The 19,132-nt window shown below is 67.0% G+C and carries 22 protein-coding genes and 1 other RNA gene; 5 read left to right on the forward strand and 18 right to left on the reverse strand.

What is annotated here, in order from left to right:
* Nucleotides 1–32 precede the first annotated feature (32 nt).
* Both hrpB and ACEN8G_RS18465 read left to right on the forward strand, forming a co-directional pair.
* Entirely contained in the window at nucleotides 33–2,546 is a 2,514-nt protein-coding gene (hrpB, locus tag ACEN8G_RS18460; RefSeq protein ID WP_413417650.1) for an ATP-dependent helicase HrpB, read from the forward strand.
* An 11-nt stretch (nucleotides 2,547–2,557) separates the two neighbouring features.
* Nucleotides 2,558–2,842, forward strand: a complete 285-nt coding sequence (locus ACEN8G_RS18465; protein ID WP_277766998.1) for an NADH dehydrogenase ubiquinone Fe-S protein 4 — start codon at nucleotides 2,558–2,560, stop codon at nucleotides 2,840–2,842.
* Nucleotides 2,843–2,948: 106 nt separating this feature from the next.
* Here ACEN8G_RS18465 and ACEN8G_RS18470 read toward each other — a convergent pair whose 3' ends face one another.
* The 4 genes from ACEN8G_RS18470 to ACEN8G_RS18485 are packed head-to-tail and all read right to left on the reverse strand — an operon-like array spanning nucleotide 2,949 to nucleotide 5,619.
* Entirely contained in the window at nucleotides 2,949–3,470 is a 522-nt protein-coding gene (locus ACEN8G_RS18470; protein WP_413419407.1) for an NUDIX hydrolase, read from the reverse strand.
* A gap of 5 nt (nucleotides 3,471–3,475) precedes the next feature.
* On the reverse strand, nucleotides 3,476–4,147 hold the full coding sequence (locus tag ACEN8G_RS18475) for a TPM domain-containing protein (RefSeq protein WP_413419410.1): 672 nt from the start codon (nucleotides 4,145–4,147) through the stop codon (nucleotides 3,476–3,478).
* A gap of 1 nt (nucleotide 4,148) precedes the next feature.
* A complete protein-coding gene (locus ACEN8G_RS18480) occupies nucleotides 4,149–5,006 on the reverse strand; it encodes a TPM domain-containing protein (protein ID WP_413740661.1) in 858 nt (285 codons plus the stop codon).
* A 25-nt stretch (nucleotides 5,007–5,031) separates the two neighbouring features.
* Nucleotides 5,032–5,619: a LemA family protein gene (locus ACEN8G_RS18485; protein ID WP_413419257.1), complete on the reverse strand. Its 588-nt coding sequence runs from the start codon at nucleotides 5,617–5,619 to the stop codon at nucleotides 5,032–5,034.
* A 158-nt stretch (nucleotides 5,620–5,777) separates the two neighbouring features.
* On the opposite strand from ACEN8G_RS18485, the gene mscL reads away from it, so the two are divergent.
* Entirely contained in the window at nucleotides 5,778–6,209 is a 432-nt protein-coding gene (gene mscL / locus ACEN8G_RS18490; protein ID WP_413419259.1) for a large conductance mechanosensitive channel protein MscL, read from the forward strand.
* 144 nt (nucleotides 6,210–6,353) lie between these two features.
* Here mscL and ACEN8G_RS18495 read toward each other — a convergent pair whose 3' ends face one another.
* Nucleotides 6,354–6,785 carry an RrF2 family transcriptional regulator gene (locus ACEN8G_RS18495; protein WP_413419261.1) on the reverse strand — a complete coding sequence of 144 codons (432 nt, stop codon included), beginning with the start codon at nucleotides 6,783–6,785 and terminating at the stop codon, nucleotides 6,354–6,356.
* A 61-nt stretch (nucleotides 6,786–6,846) separates the two neighbouring features.
* Between ACEN8G_RS18495 and ssrA the strand changes: the two genes are divergently transcribed.
* Nucleotides 6,847–7,227: a transfer-messenger RNA gene (gene ssrA, locus ACEN8G_RS18500) on the forward strand.
* Between the two features lie 267 nt (nucleotides 7,228–7,494).
* Here the strand turns inward: ssrA and ACEN8G_RS18505 are convergent.
* The gene (locus ACEN8G_RS18505) at nucleotides 7,495–8,562 is read right to left on the reverse strand and encodes an NAD(P)-dependent alcohol dehydrogenase (RefSeq protein ID WP_307117109.1); all 1,068 of its coding nucleotides are present in this window, start codon (nucleotides 8,560–8,562) and stop codon (nucleotides 7,495–7,497) included.
* Between the two features lie 38 nt (nucleotides 8,563–8,600).
* A complete protein-coding gene (locus ACEN8G_RS18510) occupies nucleotides 8,601–9,590 on the reverse strand; it encodes an aldo/keto reductase (protein WP_413416753.1) in 990 nt (329 codons plus the stop codon).
* A gap of 106 nt (nucleotides 9,591–9,696) precedes the next feature.
* Between ACEN8G_RS18510 and ACEN8G_RS18515 the strand changes: the two genes are divergently transcribed.
* Nucleotides 9,697–10,593, forward strand: coding sequence for a LysR family transcriptional regulator (locus ACEN8G_RS18515; RefSeq protein WP_413416754.1), 897 nt, complete (start codon nucleotides 9,697–9,699; stop codon nucleotides 10,591–10,593).
* On the opposite strand, the gene ACEN8G_RS18520 is transcribed toward ACEN8G_RS18515, so the two are convergent.
* From ACEN8G_RS18520 to ACEN8G_RS18570, 11 genes are all read right to left on the reverse strand, one after another.
* Nucleotides 10,590–11,600, reverse strand: coding sequence for a sensor histidine kinase (locus ACEN8G_RS18520; RefSeq protein WP_413416756.1), 1,011 nt, complete (start codon nucleotides 11,598–11,600; stop codon nucleotides 10,590–10,592). The two genes, ACEN8G_RS18515 and ACEN8G_RS18520, sit on opposite strands and share 4 nt — an antisense overlap.
* 162 nt (nucleotides 11,601–11,762) lie before the next feature.
* Complete coding sequence (locus ACEN8G_RS18525; protein WP_413416758.1) at nucleotides 11,763–12,344, reverse strand: outer membrane beta-barrel protein; 582 nt, start codon at nucleotides 12,342–12,344, stop codon at nucleotides 11,763–11,765.
* 214 nt (nucleotides 12,345–12,558) lie between these two features.
* A complete protein-coding gene (gene pnp, locus ACEN8G_RS18530) occupies nucleotides 12,559–14,949 on the reverse strand; it encodes a polyribonucleotide nucleotidyltransferase (RefSeq protein ID WP_413416760.1) in 2,391 nt (796 codons plus the stop codon).
* Nucleotides 14,950–15,123: 174 nt separating this feature from the next.
* Complete coding sequence (gene rpsO, locus ACEN8G_RS18535; RefSeq protein ID WP_180143619.1) at nucleotides 15,124–15,393, reverse strand: 30S ribosomal protein S15; 270 nt, start codon at nucleotides 15,391–15,393, stop codon at nucleotides 15,124–15,126.
* A 20-nt stretch (nucleotides 15,394–15,413) separates the two neighbouring features.
* Nucleotides 15,414–16,424, reverse strand: a complete 1,011-nt coding sequence (gene truB, locus ACEN8G_RS18540) for a tRNA pseudouridine(55) synthase TruB (RefSeq protein WP_413416762.1) — start codon at nucleotides 16,422–16,424, stop codon at nucleotides 15,414–15,416.
* 39 nt (nucleotides 16,425–16,463) lie between these two features.
* The gene (locus ACEN8G_RS18545) at nucleotides 16,464–16,871 is read right to left on the reverse strand and encodes a hypothetical protein (protein WP_413416764.1); all 408 of its coding nucleotides are present in this window, start codon (nucleotides 16,869–16,871) and stop codon (nucleotides 16,464–16,466) included.
* 69 nt (nucleotides 16,872–16,940) lie between these two features.
* The gene (locus ACEN8G_RS18550) at nucleotides 16,941–17,516 is read right to left on the reverse strand and encodes a thymidine kinase (RefSeq protein ID WP_413416766.1); all 576 of its coding nucleotides are present in this window, start codon (nucleotides 17,514–17,516) and stop codon (nucleotides 16,941–16,943) included.
* Nucleotides 17,517–17,906 (reverse strand): type II toxin-antitoxin system VapC family toxin, encoded by a 390-nt coding sequence (locus ACEN8G_RS18555; RefSeq protein WP_413416768.1) that lies wholly within the window; start codon nucleotides 17,904–17,906, stop codon nucleotides 17,517–17,519.
* Complete coding sequence (locus tag ACEN8G_RS18560) at nucleotides 17,903–18,184, reverse strand: AbrB/MazE/SpoVT family DNA-binding domain-containing protein (RefSeq protein WP_413416770.1); 282 nt, start codon at nucleotides 18,182–18,184, stop codon at nucleotides 17,903–17,905. Before ACEN8G_RS18560 ends, ACEN8G_RS18555 begins: the two co-directional genes overlap by 4 nt.
* Before the next feature lie 31 nt (nucleotides 18,185–18,215).
* Nucleotides 18,216–18,623 (reverse strand): 30S ribosome-binding factor RbfA, encoded by a 408-nt coding sequence (gene rbfA, locus ACEN8G_RS18565; protein WP_413416772.1) that lies wholly within the window; start codon nucleotides 18,621–18,623, stop codon nucleotides 18,216–18,218.
* Entirely contained in the window at nucleotides 18,620–19,048 is a 429-nt protein-coding gene (locus ACEN8G_RS18570; RefSeq protein ID WP_413416774.1) for a PaaI family thioesterase, read from the reverse strand. The genes rbfA and ACEN8G_RS18570 overlap by 4 nt, the downstream gene beginning before the upstream one ends.
* Between the last annotated feature and the right edge of the window lie 84 nt (nucleotides 19,049–19,132).

Raw genomic sequence — 19,132 nt, forward strand, 5'->3', positions numbered from 1 at the left:
CTAACCCGGCTTCAGGGAATTGGTTGCGCGCAATGAATGACTCGCTGCCGATCCATGTCGTTTTACCCGATCTGCTTGCCCAGCTGCGGGCAGGAAGCAACGCCGTGCTGGTCGCGCCACCGGGCGCGGGCAAGACCACGGCGGTGGCGCCGGCGCTGCTCGGCGAGGCCTGGTGCACCGGCGAGGTGCTGCTGCTCTCCCCGCGCAGGCTCGCGGCACGCGCGGCGGGCGAGCGGATGGCGGCGCTGGCGGGCGAGAATGTCGGCCAGACCTTTGGCTATGCGACCCGGATGGACAGCAAGCGCTCGGCGGCGACGCGGGTGACGGTGGTCACCGAGGGCATCTTCGTCAATCGCATTCAGGCCGACCCCGAGCTGGCCGGCGTCTCCGCCGTGCTGTTCGACGAAGTCCATGAGCGCAGCCTCGACAGTGATTTCGGCCTGGCGCTGGCGCTCGACGCCCAGGCGGCGCTGCGCCCCGACCTGCGGCTGGTGGCGATGTCGGCGACGCTCGACGGCGCGCGCTTCTCCGACCTGATGGGCGGCGCGCCCGTAATCGAGAGCGAGGGCCGCAGCTGGCCGCTCGAGCTGCGCCATATCGGCCGCGCCGCCGAGGCACGGATCGAGGATTCGATGGCGGCGGCGATCCGCGCCGCACTGCGCGATGCCGAGGGCGGGGTGCTCGCCTTCCTGCCCGGCGTTGCCGAGATCGAGCGCACCGCCGAGCGGATCGGCGACGTGCCGGGTGCAGTGGTCCACAAGCTGCACGGCTCGCTCGAGCCAGGCGCCCAGCGCGCCGCGATCACCCCCGATCCGCAGGGCCGGCGAAAGATCGTTCTGGCGACGTCCATCGCCGAAACCTCGCTGACCCTTGAGGGAATCCGTATCGTGGTCGATTCGGGCCTCGCCCGCCGGCCGCGCTACGACCGCGCCGCCGGGATGACCCGGCTGGTCACCGAGCGGGCGAGCCAGGCATCGGTGACCCAGCGCGCCGGTCGCGCCGCACGCCAGGGGCCGGGCGTCGCCTATCGGTTGTGGGAGGAAGCGGCGACCGCCGGCCTGCCGCGCTTCGATCCGCCCGAGATATTGGAGGCCGATCTCTCGGCGCTGGTGCTCGACTGCGCGCTATGGGGCGTAAGCGATCCGCGCGATCTCAATTGGTTGGACCCGCCGCCCGAAGCCGCGATCTCCGAAGCGCGCAAGCGGCTGGGCACGCTCGAAGCGCTGGACGAAGACGGTCGCCCGACCGCGCATGGCAAGGCGATCGCCGGCCTGCCGCTGCCGCCCCGGCTCGGCCATATGCTGGTGCGGGCGGGCGAGCGCGGCATGGCGAAGACCGCGGCGGAGATCGCGGTGCTGCTCGGCGAGCGCGGATTGGGCGGCAACGACCCGGATTTGGAATTGCGCCTGCGCCGTTGGCGGAACGAACGCGGGCCGAGGGCGGAGAATGCCCGGCGTCTGGCGCAACGCTGGGCGAAAATTCTCCCTCTCCCCTCTGGGGAGAGGGCCGGGGAGAGGGGCATGAGCCGCGAACTCTCCACATTGCCCCTCTCCCAACCCTCTCCCCGGAGGGGAGAGGGCTTTGAAGATGTCGCCCCCTGCGTCGCCCTCGCCTTTCCCGATCGTATCGCCAAACGCCGCGACGCCAGTGGCGAGACCTGGGCTTCGGCCGGCGGGCGCGGGTTCAAGCTCGACCCGACCTCCTCGCTCGCCCGCGCCGAATGGCTGGCGGTCGCCGAGACGCAGGGCATGGCCGCAGGCGCACGCATCCTCTCCGCCGCGCCGATCGACCCGGCCGAAGTCGAATCGCTGTTCGCCGACCGGATCGAGACGCGCCGCAGCGTCCGCTTCGATCCCGGCAGCGGGCGAATCGAAGCGCTGCGCGAACGCCGGCTCGGCGCGATCCGCCTGTCGAGCGGCCCCGATTCGGCGGCCAACCCGGCCGAGATCGAGAAGGCGCTGCTCGAGGGCGTGCGCGAGCACGGCCTCGATCTGCTGCCATGGTCCGACACCGCAAGCGCGCTGCGCACCCGCGCCGCCTATGCCGGCAACGAGTCGCTGTCCGACGCTCGGCTGCTCGCCGAGTTGGACGAATGGCTGCCGGGGCTGCTCGCCGGCAAGCGCCGGCTCGATGCGATCGAGGGACTGACCAATGCGCTCAACAATTTGCTCGGCTGGGACGGGCAGAAGGCGCTCGACCGCCTGGCCCCTGCCCGCTTCGAGACTCCCGAGGGCTCGACTTATGCGATCGACTATGCCGCCGAGGGCGGGCCGACGGTCGAGGTGCGGGTGCAGGCGCTGTACGGGCTGGGCACGCATCCGACGCTAGGCGACGGCACGCCGCTGGTGCTGAGCCTCACTTCGCCGGCCGGACGACCAATCCAGACGACGCGCGACCTGCCCGGCTTCTGGAAGGGGAGCTGGGCCGCGGTCGCCAAGGAGATGCGCGGGCGCTATCCCCGCCATCCCTGGCCCGAGGATCCCGCCTCGGCATCGGCGACGCTCCGGACAAAAAAGGCAGATGCAAGGGGCGCCGGGCCGCGTTAAAGGGACTGACCATGACCAAGACCGCTCGCATCTACCAGAAGCCCAAGAACGCCATGCAGTCGGGCCGCGCACGCACGACGAGCTGGATCCTCGAGTTCGAGCCGGCGCGCCAGCAACAGGCCGATCCGCTGACCGGTTGGGCCGGCGGCGACGCGACCGCCACGCAGCTGCGCATGAGCTTTCCGACGCTCGAGGCCGCCACCGGCTATGCCGAGCGTGAGGGCCTTGCCTTCCACGTGGTCGCGGCGCCGGAGCGCAAGCTCAAGCTGCAGGCCTATGCGGACAATTTCCGCTAAGCAGTATTGATCTCCTGTTCCCCGGCGAAAGCCCGGGCCCAGAGTCACAAGCGACACGGCGGAGAAACCCTGGGCCCCGGCTTCCGCCGGAGAACAAACAGCGGGTTCAAACTCCCAGCAGCGCCCCCGACAGCAGCAGCAACAGCTTCACGTCGATCGCCAGCCCTTCGGCGCGCTTCGCCGCGACGAAGGCGGGGAGTTCGGCGCGCGGCACGCGGTGGACGATGATGTCCTCGTCCTCCAGCCCGCCGCCCTCGCCCACCTTGGTGAGCCCGCGCGCGCGGACCAGGGTGAAGCTCTCGCTGACCAGACCGGGCGAGGAATGATATTCGCCGATATCCTCGATCACGGCGCTGTCATAGCCGGTCTCCTCGATCAGTTCGCGGCGCGCGGCTTCGAACGGGCTGTCATTCTCGCGCCCGGCCTCGTCGCCGATCAGCCCGGCGGGCAGCTCGAGGCAGCGCTTGCCGAGCGGCACCCGGTACTGGTCGACGAGCAGGACATGATCCTCGTCGTCGATCGCGACGATCACCGCGGCGCGGATGTTGCGGGCGCGCGAGACATATTCCCACTTGCCCCGCCGCTTGGCGGTGATCCACTTGCCGGCCCAGGCAATCTCTTCGTCCATGTCGTTCACAGTTCGATCACCCGGTCGGGAAGTTCGTTCACATCGTCCTCGCTGCGTGGGAAATGCTCGGCCAGGACCAGGCCGATCTGGCGCACCGCCTCGGCCATGCCCTCGCCCGCCTCGCCGCGCTTCACCCCGCCGATCAGCGCCGCCATCGCCGCGCCCCAGACATCGGCGGTCACCTTCGAATGGATCGCCGCGTCGGCGATGATCTCGGCGCGGTGCTCGGCGAGACTGAGATAGACCAGCACGCCGGTCGATCCGCGGGTGCGCTTCTCGGCGGCGGCGCGGAACAGCTCGAGCGCCCGGCGATGCACCCGGCGGGTCTTGGTGGCGCCAGGGGTGAGGAACAGCCGCAGCGCGTCGAGCGCAAGCAGGACGCGCACGGCCAGGAAGGTCGCCGCCATCAGCACCAGCGCGATGGTGAGGTACCAGCGTGCCGGCACGGCCTGCGCCCAGCTGTCGATGAAGCGCGAATGGAGCCATTCGGCCGGCCAGGGCTGCCAGGCGAGCAACGCGAGGACGAGCAGCATCGCCAGCACCGCCCAATGCAAGGCGACGTCGTGATAGGGATCCGAGCGCCCGGCGACGACGGTGACGATCTCGCCATTGGTGGTAAGCTCGGCGGCAGTGACGGCAGCCGTGACGGCCGCGCGGTCCTGATCGGTCAATCGCATCTCACCAGCTCCCCGAGGCGCCGCCGCCCCCGAACGATCCGCCGCCGCCGGAGAAGCCTCCGCCACCTCCGCCGCCACCGCCCCAGTCGCTGCCGCCCCCGCCGCCCCAGCTGCTGCCGCCACCACGGCTGGCACGGTTGCCGATCTCGTTGGCGATCGACCAGAGGATGATCGGCAGGACGCCGCTGTCGTCGCTGCGATAGCGCCGATCCCAGGGACCGCGCCGCTTGCGCCGGCCTAAACCGGCACCAAGCATCGGCAGGATCACGAACAGGAAGATGATGCCCCAGAAGACCAGGCCGATCGGGAAGCCACCATTGCTCTTCTGGCGCTTCTGGGTGACCTTGGCCTGTTGCTGCTGGGCACGCTGCTCGGCGACCTCCAGAGGCAGTTTCATCTGCTCGGCGATCGCCTGCGCGCCCGCCACGATGCCGCCGGGCATGTCGTCGGCCTTGAAGCGGGGGATGATCGTCCCGCTGATGATCTGGCTGGAGAGCCCGTCAGTCATGATCGGCTCGAGGCCATAGCCGACCTCGATCCGCACCTTGCGCTCCTTGGGCGCGACGATGAGGAGGATGCCGTTATTGGCGTCCTTCTGCCCGATCCCCCAGGCTCGGCCGAGCTGATAGCCGTAATCGGCGATGTCATAGCCTTGAAGATCGGGGATAGTGGCGACGACCAGCTGCCGGGTGGAGGCCTTCTGGACGTCATCCGAAAGCTGGGTGAGCTGGGCGACCTGGGCCGGCGACAGCAAATGCGCGTCGTCGACCACCCGGCCCGTGAGCTTGGGGAAATTGGGCTGGGCCCCTGCCGCCACCGGAACGGCGAGCAGGAGCAAGGCCAGCAGATAGCGAAGCATGTTCAGCGCTCCGGCCGGATCGGGATCAGTTGCTGTTCCCGCTGAAATCGATCTTCGGCGGCGTCTCGACACCCGCGCGCGCCTGCAGCTGGGTCATGGGCTTGGCGCCGTAGAAGATCTTCGCGCCGATCGCGTCCGGGAAGGTGCGAATGCGGGTGTTATACTCCTGCACCGACTTGTTGTAGTCGTTGACCGCCACCCAGATCCGATTCTCCGCACCTTCGATCTGATCCTGGAGCTTGCCGAAATTCTCGGTCGAGCGGACCTGGGGCGGTGCTTCGGTGATGATGCGGGTCAGTGCAGCGCTCGCCGCGGCCTGCGCGGCGCCATAGGCCTGGACCTTGGCGGGATCGGTGAGATCGTTGGCAGTGAGCTGGACCGAACCGGTCTTGGCGCGTGCCTCGGCCACGCCGACCTGCGTGCTCTTCTCGAACTCCGCCGAACCCTTCACCGTTGCCGCGAGATTCGGCAGCAGATCGGCGCGACGCTGAAGCGCCTGCTGATAGGTGGCGAACTTCGCCTTCGCATTCTCTTCCGCCGTGGGCACGCTGTTGATCCCGCAGCCGGCGAGCATGGCAGCGGCGGCAAGGGCAACAAGAGCACGAAACTTCATCACGTCAGGATCCTCCGGATCTGGTTCGAAGTGTCTTATACAGTCGCAACACCGGGCTCCGAAAGCGAAATCGGACGGTGCGGATTGGCGCGGGCGCCGCATGCGTGCATCATGGCGGCGATGCCGCGCCCGGGCGGCAGCTGGTGGGAGACCCTGGGATGTTCAAGGAATTCAAGGCGTTCATTTCGCGCGGCAACGTGCTCGACCTGGCCGTGGCGGTGATCATCGGCGCGGCGTTCAGCAAGATCGTCAGCTCGCTGACCGACGATTTGCTGATGCCGCTGATCGGCAAGATCTTCGGCGGGCTCGACTTCTCGAGCTACTTCATCGCGCTGGGTCCGGTGCCAGCCGCGCTGGCCGGATCGACCGACTATGCCGCGCTGAAGAAGGCCGGCGTGCCGCTGTTCGGCTATGGCGCCTTCATCACCGCGGCGGTGAACTTCGTGATCGTCGCCTTCATCATCTTCCTGCTGGTGCGCGCGGTGAACCGCGTGATCCCCAAGCCGGACGAAGCCGCGCCCGCCGAGCCGGCCGATGTGACGCTGCTGCGCGAGATCCGCGACGAGCTGAAGAAGAAGAACGCCGCCTGAGTCCAAAGTGAAGGGAGTCGCGGCAAATCGTTTCACTTTGCCCGCGCCTCCCCTTGCCGGCTGAAAACGCGGCAAGGGGCTGGTGGACGTCATGCGACGACCACGCCAGACAAAATCCTACATTGCAAGCAGCGTGCCCGGCCCTCAGGCCGCGGCGAGATCCTCGGCGATGGCATCCGCAAGGCTGGTGCCGTCGAGGATGCGGGCGGTCTCGTCGCGCACACGCGCCATCGCATGGCGGATGGCGCAGCTCGCCTCGTCCTTGCAGTCGTTGCACGGGCGATAGGCGGTACGGCTGACACAGGGGACCAGCGCCAATGGCCCCTCGATCACCCGGATGATCTCGCCGAGCGAAATGAGGTGCTTGGGCCGTGCCAGGCGATAGCCGCCGGCCTTGCCGCGCGTCGAGCTGAGGAAACCCGCCTCGCGCAGGTCGGCTAGGATCAGCTCGAGGAACTTGCGGGGCACGTTCGCCTCGGCGGCGATGCGGTTCATCGGCGTGGGCGCGCCTGCCGCCGGCTGGCCGGCCAGGAAGAGCATCGCGCGAAGGGCGTAGCGGGAACGCTGGGTCAACATGGTTCGAAAATGTCCATGCCAAGTGTTTGCGGCACTGTGAAGGCCTTAGCTATCTTCACCTGACCTTTTCATTAATCGATTCCGCCCCTATATGGGTTTTGCCGGCTTCGGTCGGCTATGGGGATAAACGAAGGCGTGCAATAGGCGCAGCGGACCCGGGGGCGGTACCCGGCGGCTCCACCACCAGCTACCTGCTTAAGGCAGTTGCTGACGGGGCCGAACTAGGATCGACGTGTGTTGAAAAGCGCTATCTATCTCTCAGCCTGGGCCACTGTGACGGTCTGAAACACAAGTGCCAACGATAACGAAGCACTCGCTATTGCGGCGTAACCCCAAGGCCTAACGGCTTAAGGTTATTCTAAAATGCGCGGTTGGACCCCACCGGGCAACAGAAGGGGAATCCAGCGGTACGGGGAGCACCGGGCAACAGAAGCTCCCCACTTCCCCTTCTACTTAAGCGCTATCCCGCAAGGGCGAACCCGGAGCGGCGATCCCCCGAATGTCGCGGGCGCCCGGCGCGTGCTTTCGTGCGCACATGGACCGGCAAGCCCATAAAGTGACCGCACTCATCGCCTTCGGGATGATCGCCTCGGCGATGGTCGCCGAAGGTGCGCGGCCGCCGCGGCTTCCCCGCAGGGAAGCCACGGCGCCGGTGGCCGGCAGCCGGCGGCGACGCGCCGGCCCCGGGGGAGGACGCCGTCTGGCGCCCTCAGCCTTCCTGCTTCAGTGACGCCATGTCGATGACGAAGCGGTACTTCACGTCGCTCTTCACCATCCGGTCATAAGCCGTCTCGATCTCGTCCATGCGGATCATCTCGATGTCCGCGGTGATGCCGTGCGTGTTGCAGAAATCGAGCATCTCCTGCGTCTCGGCGATGCCGCCGATCAGCGAGCCGGCGATCGAGCGGCGCTTGAACACCAGGTTGGCGACGTTGGGCGAGGGATGGGCATGCTCGGGCACGCCGACCAGGGTGAGCGTGCCGTCGCGCTTGAGCAGGCCGGTCAGCGCGTCGAGGTCATGGCTCGCTGCCACGGTATCGAGGATGAAGTCGAAGCTGTTGGCGTGCGCCGCCATCTGATCGGCATCGCGCGAGACGATCACTTCGTGCGCGCCGAGCTTCTTCGCGTCCTCGATCTTGGAGGGCGAAGTGGTGAAGGCGACGACATGCGCACCCATCGCCGCGGCGATCTTGATACCCATGTGGCCCAGGCCGCCGATGCCGACCACGCCGACCTTCTTGCCCGGGCCCGCATTCCAGTGGCGCAGCGGCGAATAGGTGGTGATGCCGGCACAGAGCAAGGGCGCGACCGCGGCCAGGTCCTTCTCGTCATGGCCGACCTTCAGGACGAAGCTCTCCTTGACGACGATATGGTCCGAATAGCCGCCAAAGGTGTGGCCGCCGAGCACCGTGTCCGGGCCGTTATAGGTGCCGACCAGGCCGGTGGTCTCGCAATATTGCTCCTCGCCCGCGTCGCAGGACGGGCAATGGCCGCAGCTGTCGACCATGCAGCCGACGCCGACCAGGTCGCCGACCGCGAACCTGGTGACGTCGCCGCCCACCGCGGTGACACGGCCGACGATCTCGTGGCCGGGCACGCAGGGGAACAGCGTGCCGTCCCATTCGCTGCGCGCGGTGTGCAGGTCCGAATGGCAGACGCCGCAGAACAGGATGTCGATCGAGACGTCGTCGGGCAGCAGGTCGCGGCGCTCGAAGGTGAAGGGGGCGAGCGGCGTGGTGGCCGACTGGGCGGCATAGGCCTTGGCTTGGGTGGTCATGTTGGTCCCTGTTTGCTTGGAATGTTGGGAAGGGAAGGTCAGCGGCCGACGGTGGACATCAGCTGCTCGGGATAGCGCTCGCCCTCGACATCGATTTCGGCGAGCGCGGCGGCGATGCCGGCAAGGTCCTCGGGGGTGAGCACCAGGTCCGCCGCACCGAGATTCTCCTCGAGCCGGTGGAGTTTGGTGGTGCCGGGGATCGGCACGATCCAGGGCTTCTGGGCAAGGATCCAGGCAAGCGCGACCTGGGCCGGCGTGCCCCGCTTGTCCGCGGCGATGCGCTTGAGCAGATCGACCAGCGCCTGGTTCTTCGCCATCGCCTCGGGCGTGAAGCGCGGCAGCTTGCTGCGGAAGTCTCCCGCCGCGAAGCCGGTATCCTGGCTCATCGCGCCGGTGAGGAAGCCGCGCCCGAGCGGGCTGTAGGGCACCAGGCCGATGCCCAGCTCCTCGCAGACGTCAAAGATGCCGTTGGTCTCGACGCCGCGGGTCCACAGCGAATATTCGTTCTGGATCGCCGTGACCGGCTGGACGGCATGTGCACGGCGCGCCGTCTCGGCGCTCGGCTCGGACAGGCCGAAATGCTTCACCTTGCCCTCCGCGATCAGCGCGCGGACCGTGCCCGCGACCTCCTCGATCGGCACGTCGGGATCGACGCGGTGCTGGTAGAACAGGTCGATCTGCTCGATGCCGAGCCGCTGGAGCGAGGCATCGGCGACCGCGCGGATATGCTCGGGCCGGCTGTTCAGCCCCGGCTGCTGCACGCCGTCCACGATGTTGAAGCCGAACTTGGTGGCGATCACCACCTGGTCGCGCACCGGGCGTAGCGCCGCGCCGACCAGGCCTTCATTGGTGAAGGGGCCATAGACTTCGGCGGTGTCGAAAAAGGTGACCCCGCGTTCGACCGCGGCGCGGAGCAGGGCATTGGCCTCGTCCGGGCTCAGCTTGCTGCCATAGGCGAAGTCCAGGCCCATGCAGCCATAGCCGATGGCCGAGACTTCCAGCCCGCTGCCGAGAATGCGCTTCTGCATATCTGTCTTCCTGAGATTGGGATGCCCCGTGCGCAGGAGAGATAGGCCGGATAAGCCGCCCGATTAGGGGCTGTAATCTGAACGCGTTTATGAGTAATTTTCAGCAATGAACCGACAGGACCTCGCCGACCTCTCCGCCTTTGTCGCGGTGGCGCGCGAGAAGAGCTTCACCCGGGCCGCGGCGCGGCTGGGCATCACCCCCTCTGCGCTCAGCCATTGCATGCGCGCGCTGGAGGAGCGGCTGGGTGTCCGCCTGCTCAACCGCACCACGCGCAGCGTCACCCCCACCGAGGCGGGCGAGCGGATGCTGCGCTCGGTCGCCTTCCATCTCGACGAGATCGAGACGCATGTCGCCGCGCTCAACGATCTGCGCGAGCGCCCGGCCGGCAATATCCGCATCACCGCCGACGAGTTCTCGCTCCGGACGGTGCTTTGGCCCCGGCTGCGCGGCGTGCTGGCCGAGCATCCGGACATCAAGGTGGAGATCGAGGCCGATTACCGGCTGACCGACATCGTCGCCGAGAAGTTCGACGCGGGCGTGCGGCTGGGCGAGAGCATCGACAAGGACATGATCGCGGTGCCGATCGGCCCGCCGGTGCGGATGCTGGCGGTGGCGACGCCCGACTATTTCGCCCGGCGCGGCCGCCCGCGCGTGCCGCAGGACCTGGCCGAGCATTGCTGCATCAACCTGCGCCTGCCCACCTATGGCGGCCTCTATGCCTGGGAGTTCGAGCGGAACGGCCGGGCGCAGCGCGTGCGCGTCGACGGGCAGCTGACCTTCAACACCATCTACCAGTGCCGCGACGCCGCGCTCGACGGGTTCGGCATCGCCTATCTGATGGTCGACCTGATCCGCGCGCAGCTGGAGGACGACACGCTCGAGGCCGTGCTCGAGGAATGGTCGCCACCCTTCGAGGGCTATCACCTCTTCTACCCCAGCCGCCGCCAGCCGACCCCGGCCTTTGCGGCGATCGTCGAGGCGCTGCGCTACCGCGCGCCCTAGCCGTCCGGCGCGGTCAGCCGGGCGAGCGCGCCGCCGGGCAGCGCCTCCATCTCGAAGCGGCCGCCGAGCTGGCCCGCCAGCGTCGCGGCGATGTGCAGGCCCAGGCTGGCGTGGCGGGTGATGTCGAATGCCTCGCGCAGCCCCTGCCCGTCATCCTCGATCTCGATGACGAAGCCGGCTTCCAGCTTCAGGCATCGGATCGCGACGCGGCCCTCGTCGCGTCCGGCAAAGCCATGCTCGATCGCGTTGGCCACGGCCTCGGCGACGATCAGCGCCACCGGCACCGCGGCGTCGGGCGCGAGCTGGAGCGCGTCCGGGTCCTCGATCGCCACTTCGACCGGCTTGCCATTGGCCTCGATCACATTCTCGATCAGCGGCGCGAGCAGCGCGCGCATGTCCCGCGCGCGGCCGTCGGAACGATAGAGCTGGCGGCTGATCCGTCCGATCGTCCCGATCCGCCGCACCGCTTCGTCGAGCGCGGCCTGGGCCTCGGGATCCTCGACATGGCGCTTCTGCAGCGCGAGCAGCCCGGCGGCGACCTGCAGGTTGTTCGATACGCGGTGCTGCAACTCGTGGAACAGCAGGGTCCGCGTCTCGGCGAGCTTGTGGTTGCGTTCGCGCTGCTCGACCAGGCTGGCGGTCGCCGTCTGCATCCAGTGGAACAGCAGCAGGATCAGCGCATCCGCGGTGACGTAGAGCAGCAGCGAGGGTGCCATGCCGGGCACCGGCGCATCGAACGGATCGCGGATGAAGAGCACCCAGCCGAGGATCCCGCCCAGCACCGCCGCCAGCAGCCCTGGCCGCGCGCCGAACAGGAAGGCGATGACGATCACCGCGGGGAAGAAGGTCGCATAGGGCAGGCCGGGCGGCAGGAAGCGCCCGATCGCGAGCCGGAGCAGCAGCGCGACGCCGGTGATCGCCAGCGTCAGGCCGAGCTGCAGCCATGGCCGGTCCCGCAGGATCGGCAGGCTTTCCAGCCACCGCACATCGCCATGGGCCCGTGTCATCGCCCCAACCCTTGCCTGCCGCCGAGAATAGCGCACCGCGGCCCTTGATGCGCTGATCCAGAACAAGGCGGCGCGGCCATCTTCCCAGACGGGCGCGGGAAATGCCAATGAAAAGGGGCGCCCGTCGCCGGACGCCCCTTCGCATGCAATCGAGCGGGTCGATCAGAAGCGGATGCCGACGCCACCCGCGACCTGACGGCGCTGCAGGTTGATGGCGTAGAACTTGCCGTAGTCGGCATAGCTGGCGTCGAGGAAGGCATAGGCCTTCTTGCCCAGGCCGAACTCGAAGCCGATCGAGCCCTGCACGCCGCCCTTGCTCTCCGAATCCGACTGGCCACCCAGGGTGCCCTTGAGCGTCATGCTCGCATAGCCGGCCTTCACATAGACCAGCGACTTGTCGCCGACGACCACGCCCAGCCGGCCACCGACGCTGAGGTTGCCGGTCTCTTCGAGGCAGATGCCGCCGTCGCACAGCGAGACGCTCGAGAATTCGTAATTGGCATAGGGGCCGACCACGACATTCTTGCCCGCGCGCACATCGACGCCGATCTCGCCGCCATAGGAAACGGCGCTGCCGATCTTCCAGATGCCGCCGCTGCCATCGCTGACCGTCGGCGTCTCATAGCCGAGGCGCGCCTCGATGCGCGGGCCGGCAAAGTCATGCGCGGGCGCCTCGTCCTGCGCGAAAGCCGAAATCGGCGCGAGCAGAAGCGTGGCAGCCGCAGCCGCGAAAAACTTGTTCATGAAGTCCCCCTTTTAAGTTCCTAGCGAACGCAAGAACTGATCGCCCCTCTCCTTTGAAAGCAGGCGATGCTGGCCGGATAGAAACGCGTAGTTCATCGGTCCAGTGAATTTTTCATGCATCTGTAGCGGGATGAACTTTCGTCTTGCCCGGAAATAAAAGAAGGGGCCCGGTTTCCCGGACCCCTTCATTATTCCGCAGATTTACTGCTGACGATCAGTCGTCGCTGCCGGTGAGGAACGCCGGCAGGCCGATGTCCTCGCCGCCCTCGTCCTTCGACTCCGAGCGCTCGCGGCGCGGGCCACGGTCACCGCTACGCGGGCCGCGATCGCCGCCTTCGCCGCGCGGACCACGATCGCCGCGGTCACCGCCCTCGCGGCGCGGACCACGGTCACGGTCGCCGCCACGGCCGCCATCGCGACGACGGTCGCCACGATCACCGCGGTCACCACGCGGGCCACGATCGCCACCCTCGCGCGGCTCGCGCGCCGGGCGGGTGTCTTCCAGCTCTTCGCCGGTCTCCTGGTCGACGACGCGCATCGACAGGCGGACCTTGCCGCGCGGATCGATCTCGAGGACCTTGACCTTGACTTCCTGGCCTTCGCTCAGGACGTCCGAGACCTTCTCGACGCGCTCGTTCTTGATCTCCGAGACGTGGACGAGACCGTCCTTGCCGCCCATGAAGTTCACGAAGGCGCCGAAATCGACGAGGTTCACGACCTTGCCATTGTAGATCTTGCCGACCTCGGCCTCTTCGACGATGCCCTTGATCCAGTTGATCGCGGCTTCGATCTGCGAGACGTCCGACGACGAAACCTTGATCACGCCCTCGTCGTCGATGTCGACCTTGGCGCCGGTGGTGGCGACGATCTCGCGGATCACCTTGCCGCCGGTGCCGATCACGTCACGGATCTTCGACTTGTCGATCGTGAAGGTCTCGATGCGCGGTGCATGCGCCGACAGCTCGGAGCGGGTCGCCGACAGGGCCTTGTTCATCTCGCCCAGGATGTGGGCGCGACCGTCCTTGGCCTGGTTCAGCGCGGCCTCGAAAATCTCCTTGGTGATGCCGGCGATCTTGATGTCCATCTGCATCGTGGTGATGCCTTCGGACGTGCCCGCCACCTTGAAGTCCATGTCGCCGAGGTGATCTTCGTCACCCAGGATGTCCGACAGGATCGCATAGTCCTTGCCTTCGAGGATCAGGCCCATGGCGATGCCCGAGACCGGGCGCTTGATCGGCACGCCGGCGTCCATCATCGCAAGGCTGCCGCCGCAGACCGACGCCATCGACGACGAGCCGTTCGACTCGGTGATGTCGCTGGTCAGGCGGATCGTGTAGGGGAAGTCCTCCTTCGACGGCAGCACCGGGTGCAGCGCGCGCCAGGCGAGCTTGCCGTGACCGACTTCGCGGCGGCCCGGCGCACCGAAGCGGCCGACTTCACCGACCGAGTAGGGCGGGAAGTTATAGTGCAGCATGAAGTTCTGGTACGACAGGCCACCCAGGCCGTCGATCATCTGCTCGGCGTCCTTGGTGCCCAGCGTCGCGGTCGCAATCGTCTGGGTCTCGCCGCGGGTGAACAGGGCCGAGCCGTGCGCACGGGGCAGGAAGTGCGTCTCCGCCTCGATCGGGCGGATCTGCGTGGTGGTGCGGCCGTCGATGCGCTTGCCGTCCTTGAGGATGGCGGTGCGGACGATCTCGGCTTCCAGCTTCTTGGTCAGCTTGATGCCGGCCATGACTTCCTGGGGCGAGAGGCCGTCGGCGGTGAACTGCGCCTTCGCCTTCGCGCGCGCTTCGTTCAGCGCGTTCGAGCGGGCCGACTTGTCGGTCAGCTTGTAGGCGGCGGTGATGTCCTTGCCGATCAGCTTCTTGATCGAGGCCTTGAGCTTGGCGTTGTCGTCCGACGACGCGACTTCCCACGGATCCTTGGCAGCCTGCTCGGCGAGCTTGACGATCGCCTTGACGATCTCGCGGCAGGCGTCGTGCGCGAACAGCACGGCACCGAGCATGATCTCTTCCGAAAGCTCCTTGGCTTCCGATTCGACCATCATCACGGCGTCATAGGTAGCGGCGACGACGAGATCGAGCTCGCCTTCGGCAACCTGGGCGTCGGTCGGGTTCAGGACATACTCGCCGTTGACATAGCCGACGCGCGCCGCGCCGATCGGGCCCATGAAAGGCACGCCCGAGATGGTGAGCGCGGCCGAAGCGGCGACCATCGCGAGGATGTCGGGCTCGTTCTCGCCGTCATAGCTCAGCACCTGAGCGATGGCGTTGATCTCGTTGTAGAAGCCTTCCGGGAACAGCGGGCGGATCGGGCGGTCGATGAGACGCGAGACCAGGGTCTCCTTCTCGGTCGCGCCGCGCTCGCGCTTGAAGAAGCCGCCGGGGATGCGGCCGGCAGCGCTGAACTTTTCCTGATAATGGACGGTCAGCGGGAAGAAGTCCTGGCCTTCCTTCACGCTCTTCGCGGCCGTCACGGCGCAGAGCACCACGGTCTCGCCGAGGGTCGCGATCACCGCGCCGTCGGCCTGGCGGGCAACCTTGCCCGTTTCGAGAGTCAGCGTCTTGCCGCCCCACTCGATCGATACAGTCTTCTTGTCGAACATTGTTTTTCCTTCACACCCGCTGCCCGATGCAGCGGGGGCCTATGGAGAGAGCCGTACGTGGCTCGTGGGACTGGCCGAATTGCCGGTCCCCCGTCTGCTCCGCTGCGTGGGAGCCTGACGCCGGCACTGGCCTGCCGGGATGACAAAAAGGCGACCCGAAGGCCGCCTTTCCGGTTACTTGCGAAGACCGAGCTTCGCGATGAGGTCGGTGTAGCGACCCTCGTCCTTCTTCTTCAGATAGTCGAGGAGGCTACGACGCTTGTTGACCAGCATGAGCAGGCCGCGGCGCGAATGGTTGTCCTTGGCGTGCGTCTTGAAGTGCTCGGTGAGGTTCGAGATGCGCTCCGAGAGGATCGCGACCTGCACTTCGGGGCTGCCGGTGTCGGTGCCGCCGCGAGCATGTTCCTTGATCAGCGCTTCCTTGCGCTCTGCAGTGATCGACATAGTCTTTCCTTCGACATCGCTTAGATATTAAAGCCGCGGACGACCCGGATTTCACCGGATAGAGCCTCCACCAGCGCGATCGGAGTCTCCTCCAGGCACGCGAAATATTGGCCGTCTTCCTTGGCGATCCCGGCCAGAACCTGCCCCTGTCGGAGCAGCCCTGCCTGGTCGGGGGTGAGGGATAGAGCCGGGATGTCGTCCAGCCCCGCCCTCAATGGCAGGAGAAGTTGTTCAAGGGAGCGGCCCTTAGCGGCTTCGTCCAGTTTGTCCAGCGAAATCGCGGACTCCAGGGTGAAGGGACCGGCCTTCACCCGGCGCAGCATGGTGACATGGCCGACGGTGCCGAGCGCCAGCGCGATGTCGCGCGCGAGGCTGCGGATATAGGTGCCCTTGGAGACATGGGCGGTGAGGGTGACCGCATCCAATTCCTCCCCGAGCTCGCTCGGGGAGGGGGACCGCGCCGCTTCAGCGGCGTGGTGGAGGGGCGGTGCGTCAGCACCGGCTGTACCGGCCCCTCCACCATCGGCTTCGCCGATGGTCCCCCACCCCGAGACAAGCTCGGGGAGGAATTGAAGGGAATGGATCGTGACCGCGCGGCTCGCCAGCGTCACCTCTTCCCCCGCCCGCGCCAGATCATAAGCGCGCTCGCCATCGACCTTGAGCGCCGAATAGGCGGGCGGCACCTGCTCGATCGGCCCGGTGAAGCGCGGCAGCACCGCCTCGACCTGGGCGGGCGTCGGGCGCACCTCCGAGGTAGCGACCACCTTGCCCTCAAGATCCAGCGTATCGGTCTGCTCGCCGAAGCGGATCGTGAAGTCGTACACCTTGTCGCTGTCGAGCATCCGCCCGGCCAGCTTGGTCGCTTCGCCGATCGCGATCGGCAGCACGCCCGTGGCCAGCGGATCGAGCGTGCCGCCATGGCCGACCTTGAACTTGCCATACTTGCCGTCGCGCAGCGCGCGCTTGACTGCGCTCACGCCTTGCGTCGAGCCCAGGCCCAGGGGTTTGTCGAGGATGATCCAGCCATGCATCCGCGGCGCCCTAGCGGAGCCGCGGGCACAGGGCCAGCATCAGGCGGCCGGCTTGGCCTTCTTCGCCTTCTTGGGCGGCACCGGAGGCGGGCCGCTATGGACGATATTGGCGATCTGGCAGCGCTCGCGCCCGGCGAAGATCGTATCGCCGCGATCGATCTGCGCGGCGCCCGGGAAAGTCTTGAAGCCGACGCCGATCGACCAGGGCAGGTTGTCGCAGCGGCCGAAGAACGAGACATAATACCAGTTGCGCCGTGCGTCCTGGATATAGACGCCGTCGCCGAAGTTGGTGGGCTCGAAGGTGCGGATGTCGCTCTGGGTGAAGAACGGGATCGTCGCCTGCTCGCCCGACTTGGGGCCGGGCGTCGGGCCCGATTGCTGGGCCGAGGCAGCGGTGGCGAGGAACAGCGCGGGCAGCGTGCAGGCGAGGATAGTCTTGCGGAACATGGTTCATCTCCTTCCGGAGACCGATGTGGGGCACTCCCTTGCCGGCTTGTATAATACTTGCGGCTGTACTCAGGCTGTACGCTGCATGAAGTGGCGGCGGCACAAGGCGACATAGCGCTCGTTCCCGCCGACCTCTCGCTGCTCGCCCTGGCGCACGGCATTGCCCTGCCCGTCAACGCGCAGGTTCATGATCGCCTTGCGCCCGCATTCGCAGACCGACTTGATCTCGACCAGCGAGTCGGCGAGCGCGAGCAGCTCGGCCGAGCCGGGAAACAGCGCGCCCTGGAAATCGGTACGCAGGCCGTAGCAGAGCACCGGGATGCCCACTTCGTCCGCCAGATGGGCGAGCTGACGGACCTGGCTCGCGGAAAGGAACTGCGCTTCGTCGACCAGGATGCAGGCGAGCGGCGACTTGTAATGCTCGTCCTCGGCGATGCGCCGCAGATCGGTCGCCTCCTCGAAGGGCGTCGCCACCGCGCTGATGCCCAGCCGCGAGTCGATCACGCCCTTGCCGCCGCGGTCATGGATGCCGGCGGTGAACAGCAAGGTGCGCATGCCGCGCTCGCGATAGTTGAAATCGGCCTGCAGCAGCGTGGTCGATTTGCCCGCGTTCATCGAGGCATAGTAGAAATAGAGCTTGGCCATTTACGCGAGGGTCTCGATGGGAAGGGGGCTGTTGGCACCTGCATAGCCGGCGATATCATCGTCGAAGGTGACAAAGGCGGACGCGCCAACGCCACCAAGGATATGGATCATGTCCGCCAGGTCCGCGCCATCCGCAAAGCGCGCCAGTGCCCAATCGGCACCTTCAGGAACGATGTCCGCCGACGGCAGATCGATCAGGCTGGCCAACGCTTCGGCGATACGATCTCTCGGCCAGCGATAGAAGGAGCGCAGCACCCATTCGGTCTCGATCAGGACGGTCGCGCTCAACAGGAAACCAGCACGGAGAATCTCGGTAGCGATTGGCGTCTGCACCGGATCATCGCGAGTCAGGTACCGAATGATGATGTTGGTATCGACCGCGCGGCTCACTTCTTGTCCCATCGCTCGCGGAACATGCGATCGACGGCAGCATCCATCTCCCTGATGGAAACCGGCGAGCCTTCCCATGGCGGCGCAATCTCTCGAATGCGCGCAGTGATCTCATCGAAGGAGCGACCGCTCTTGGACGATGCCGGTCGTAGCAAAACGCCGCCCCCCGCAGCCCGGATGACATCGAACGCCTGTCCCGGCTTGAGGCCCAAGGCGTCGCGGATATCCTTCGGGATGACGACTTGCCCCTTGGCCGAGAGGGTGGTTTTTGCATTCACGCTGGTAAGATGCGTCTTACCAAAGCCGAAGTCAATCTTCCGCGCCGGCATCCTCGCCCAGATCGCGCGCCACTTCGGGCGAGCGCAGCAGCTTGTCGATATGGCTGCCCTCGTCGAAGCTCTCGTCCGCCAGGAACTTGAGCTTCGCCGCATATTTCATCTTCACTCGATTGGCGACTTCGCGCTGGAGATAGGCGGTGTTGGTGCGCAGCGCCTTGATCACCACTTCCTCGTCCTTGCCGAGCAGCGGCTTCACGAAGACGGTGGCGTGGCGCAGGTCGGGCGACATGCGCACTTCGGTGATCGAGACCATGTGCTTGGCCAGCACATCGTCATGCACCTCGCCGCGCTGCAGGATCTCGCTCAGGATATGGCGCACCTGCTCGCCGACACGCAGCACGCGGACGGAACGTTCCTCGGTGGTGGTCGTGGTCTTCATTTCTCACCCCGGCGCGCCATCGCGCCCTGCATCACGCGGCCCGTGAAGGTGCCGCGGGCGACCATGTTGCCGCCTTCATCGAACAATTCCGCCTCGGTGACGGCGATCGTCTTGCCCAGGCTAACCACTCGTCCCTTGCCGATGAAGCGCCCGGGCAGCGCCGGCTTCAGGCACACGACATGGAAATCGATCGTCGGTGCATAGACCGCGCCCGCGCTCGCCGCGAACAGGCAGGGTCCATGCGTATCGTCGAGCATCGCCGCCAGGAACCCGCCCTGCACCGTGCCGGCGGGATTGAGGAAGCGATCATCGAGCTGGAAGCCGATCTCGATCGTCCGCGCTTCCGCGTCGAAGCCCCTCATCTCCCAGCCGAGCAGCCGGGCGGAGGAAGGCGACGGGAAATCGTCGAAGATCGAGTGCGTCACGGCGTCCATCCTCGCAGCACGAGACCGATGCCGTCAGCCACCCATGCCAGGGCATCCCGCCACCAGCTTCGCCGGCGCGGTGCC

Source organism: Sphingomonas sp. Sphisp66, assembly GCF_047324325.1.
Taxonomy (GTDB): domain Bacteria; phylum Pseudomonadota; class Alphaproteobacteria; order Sphingomonadales; family Sphingomonadaceae; genus Sphingomonas.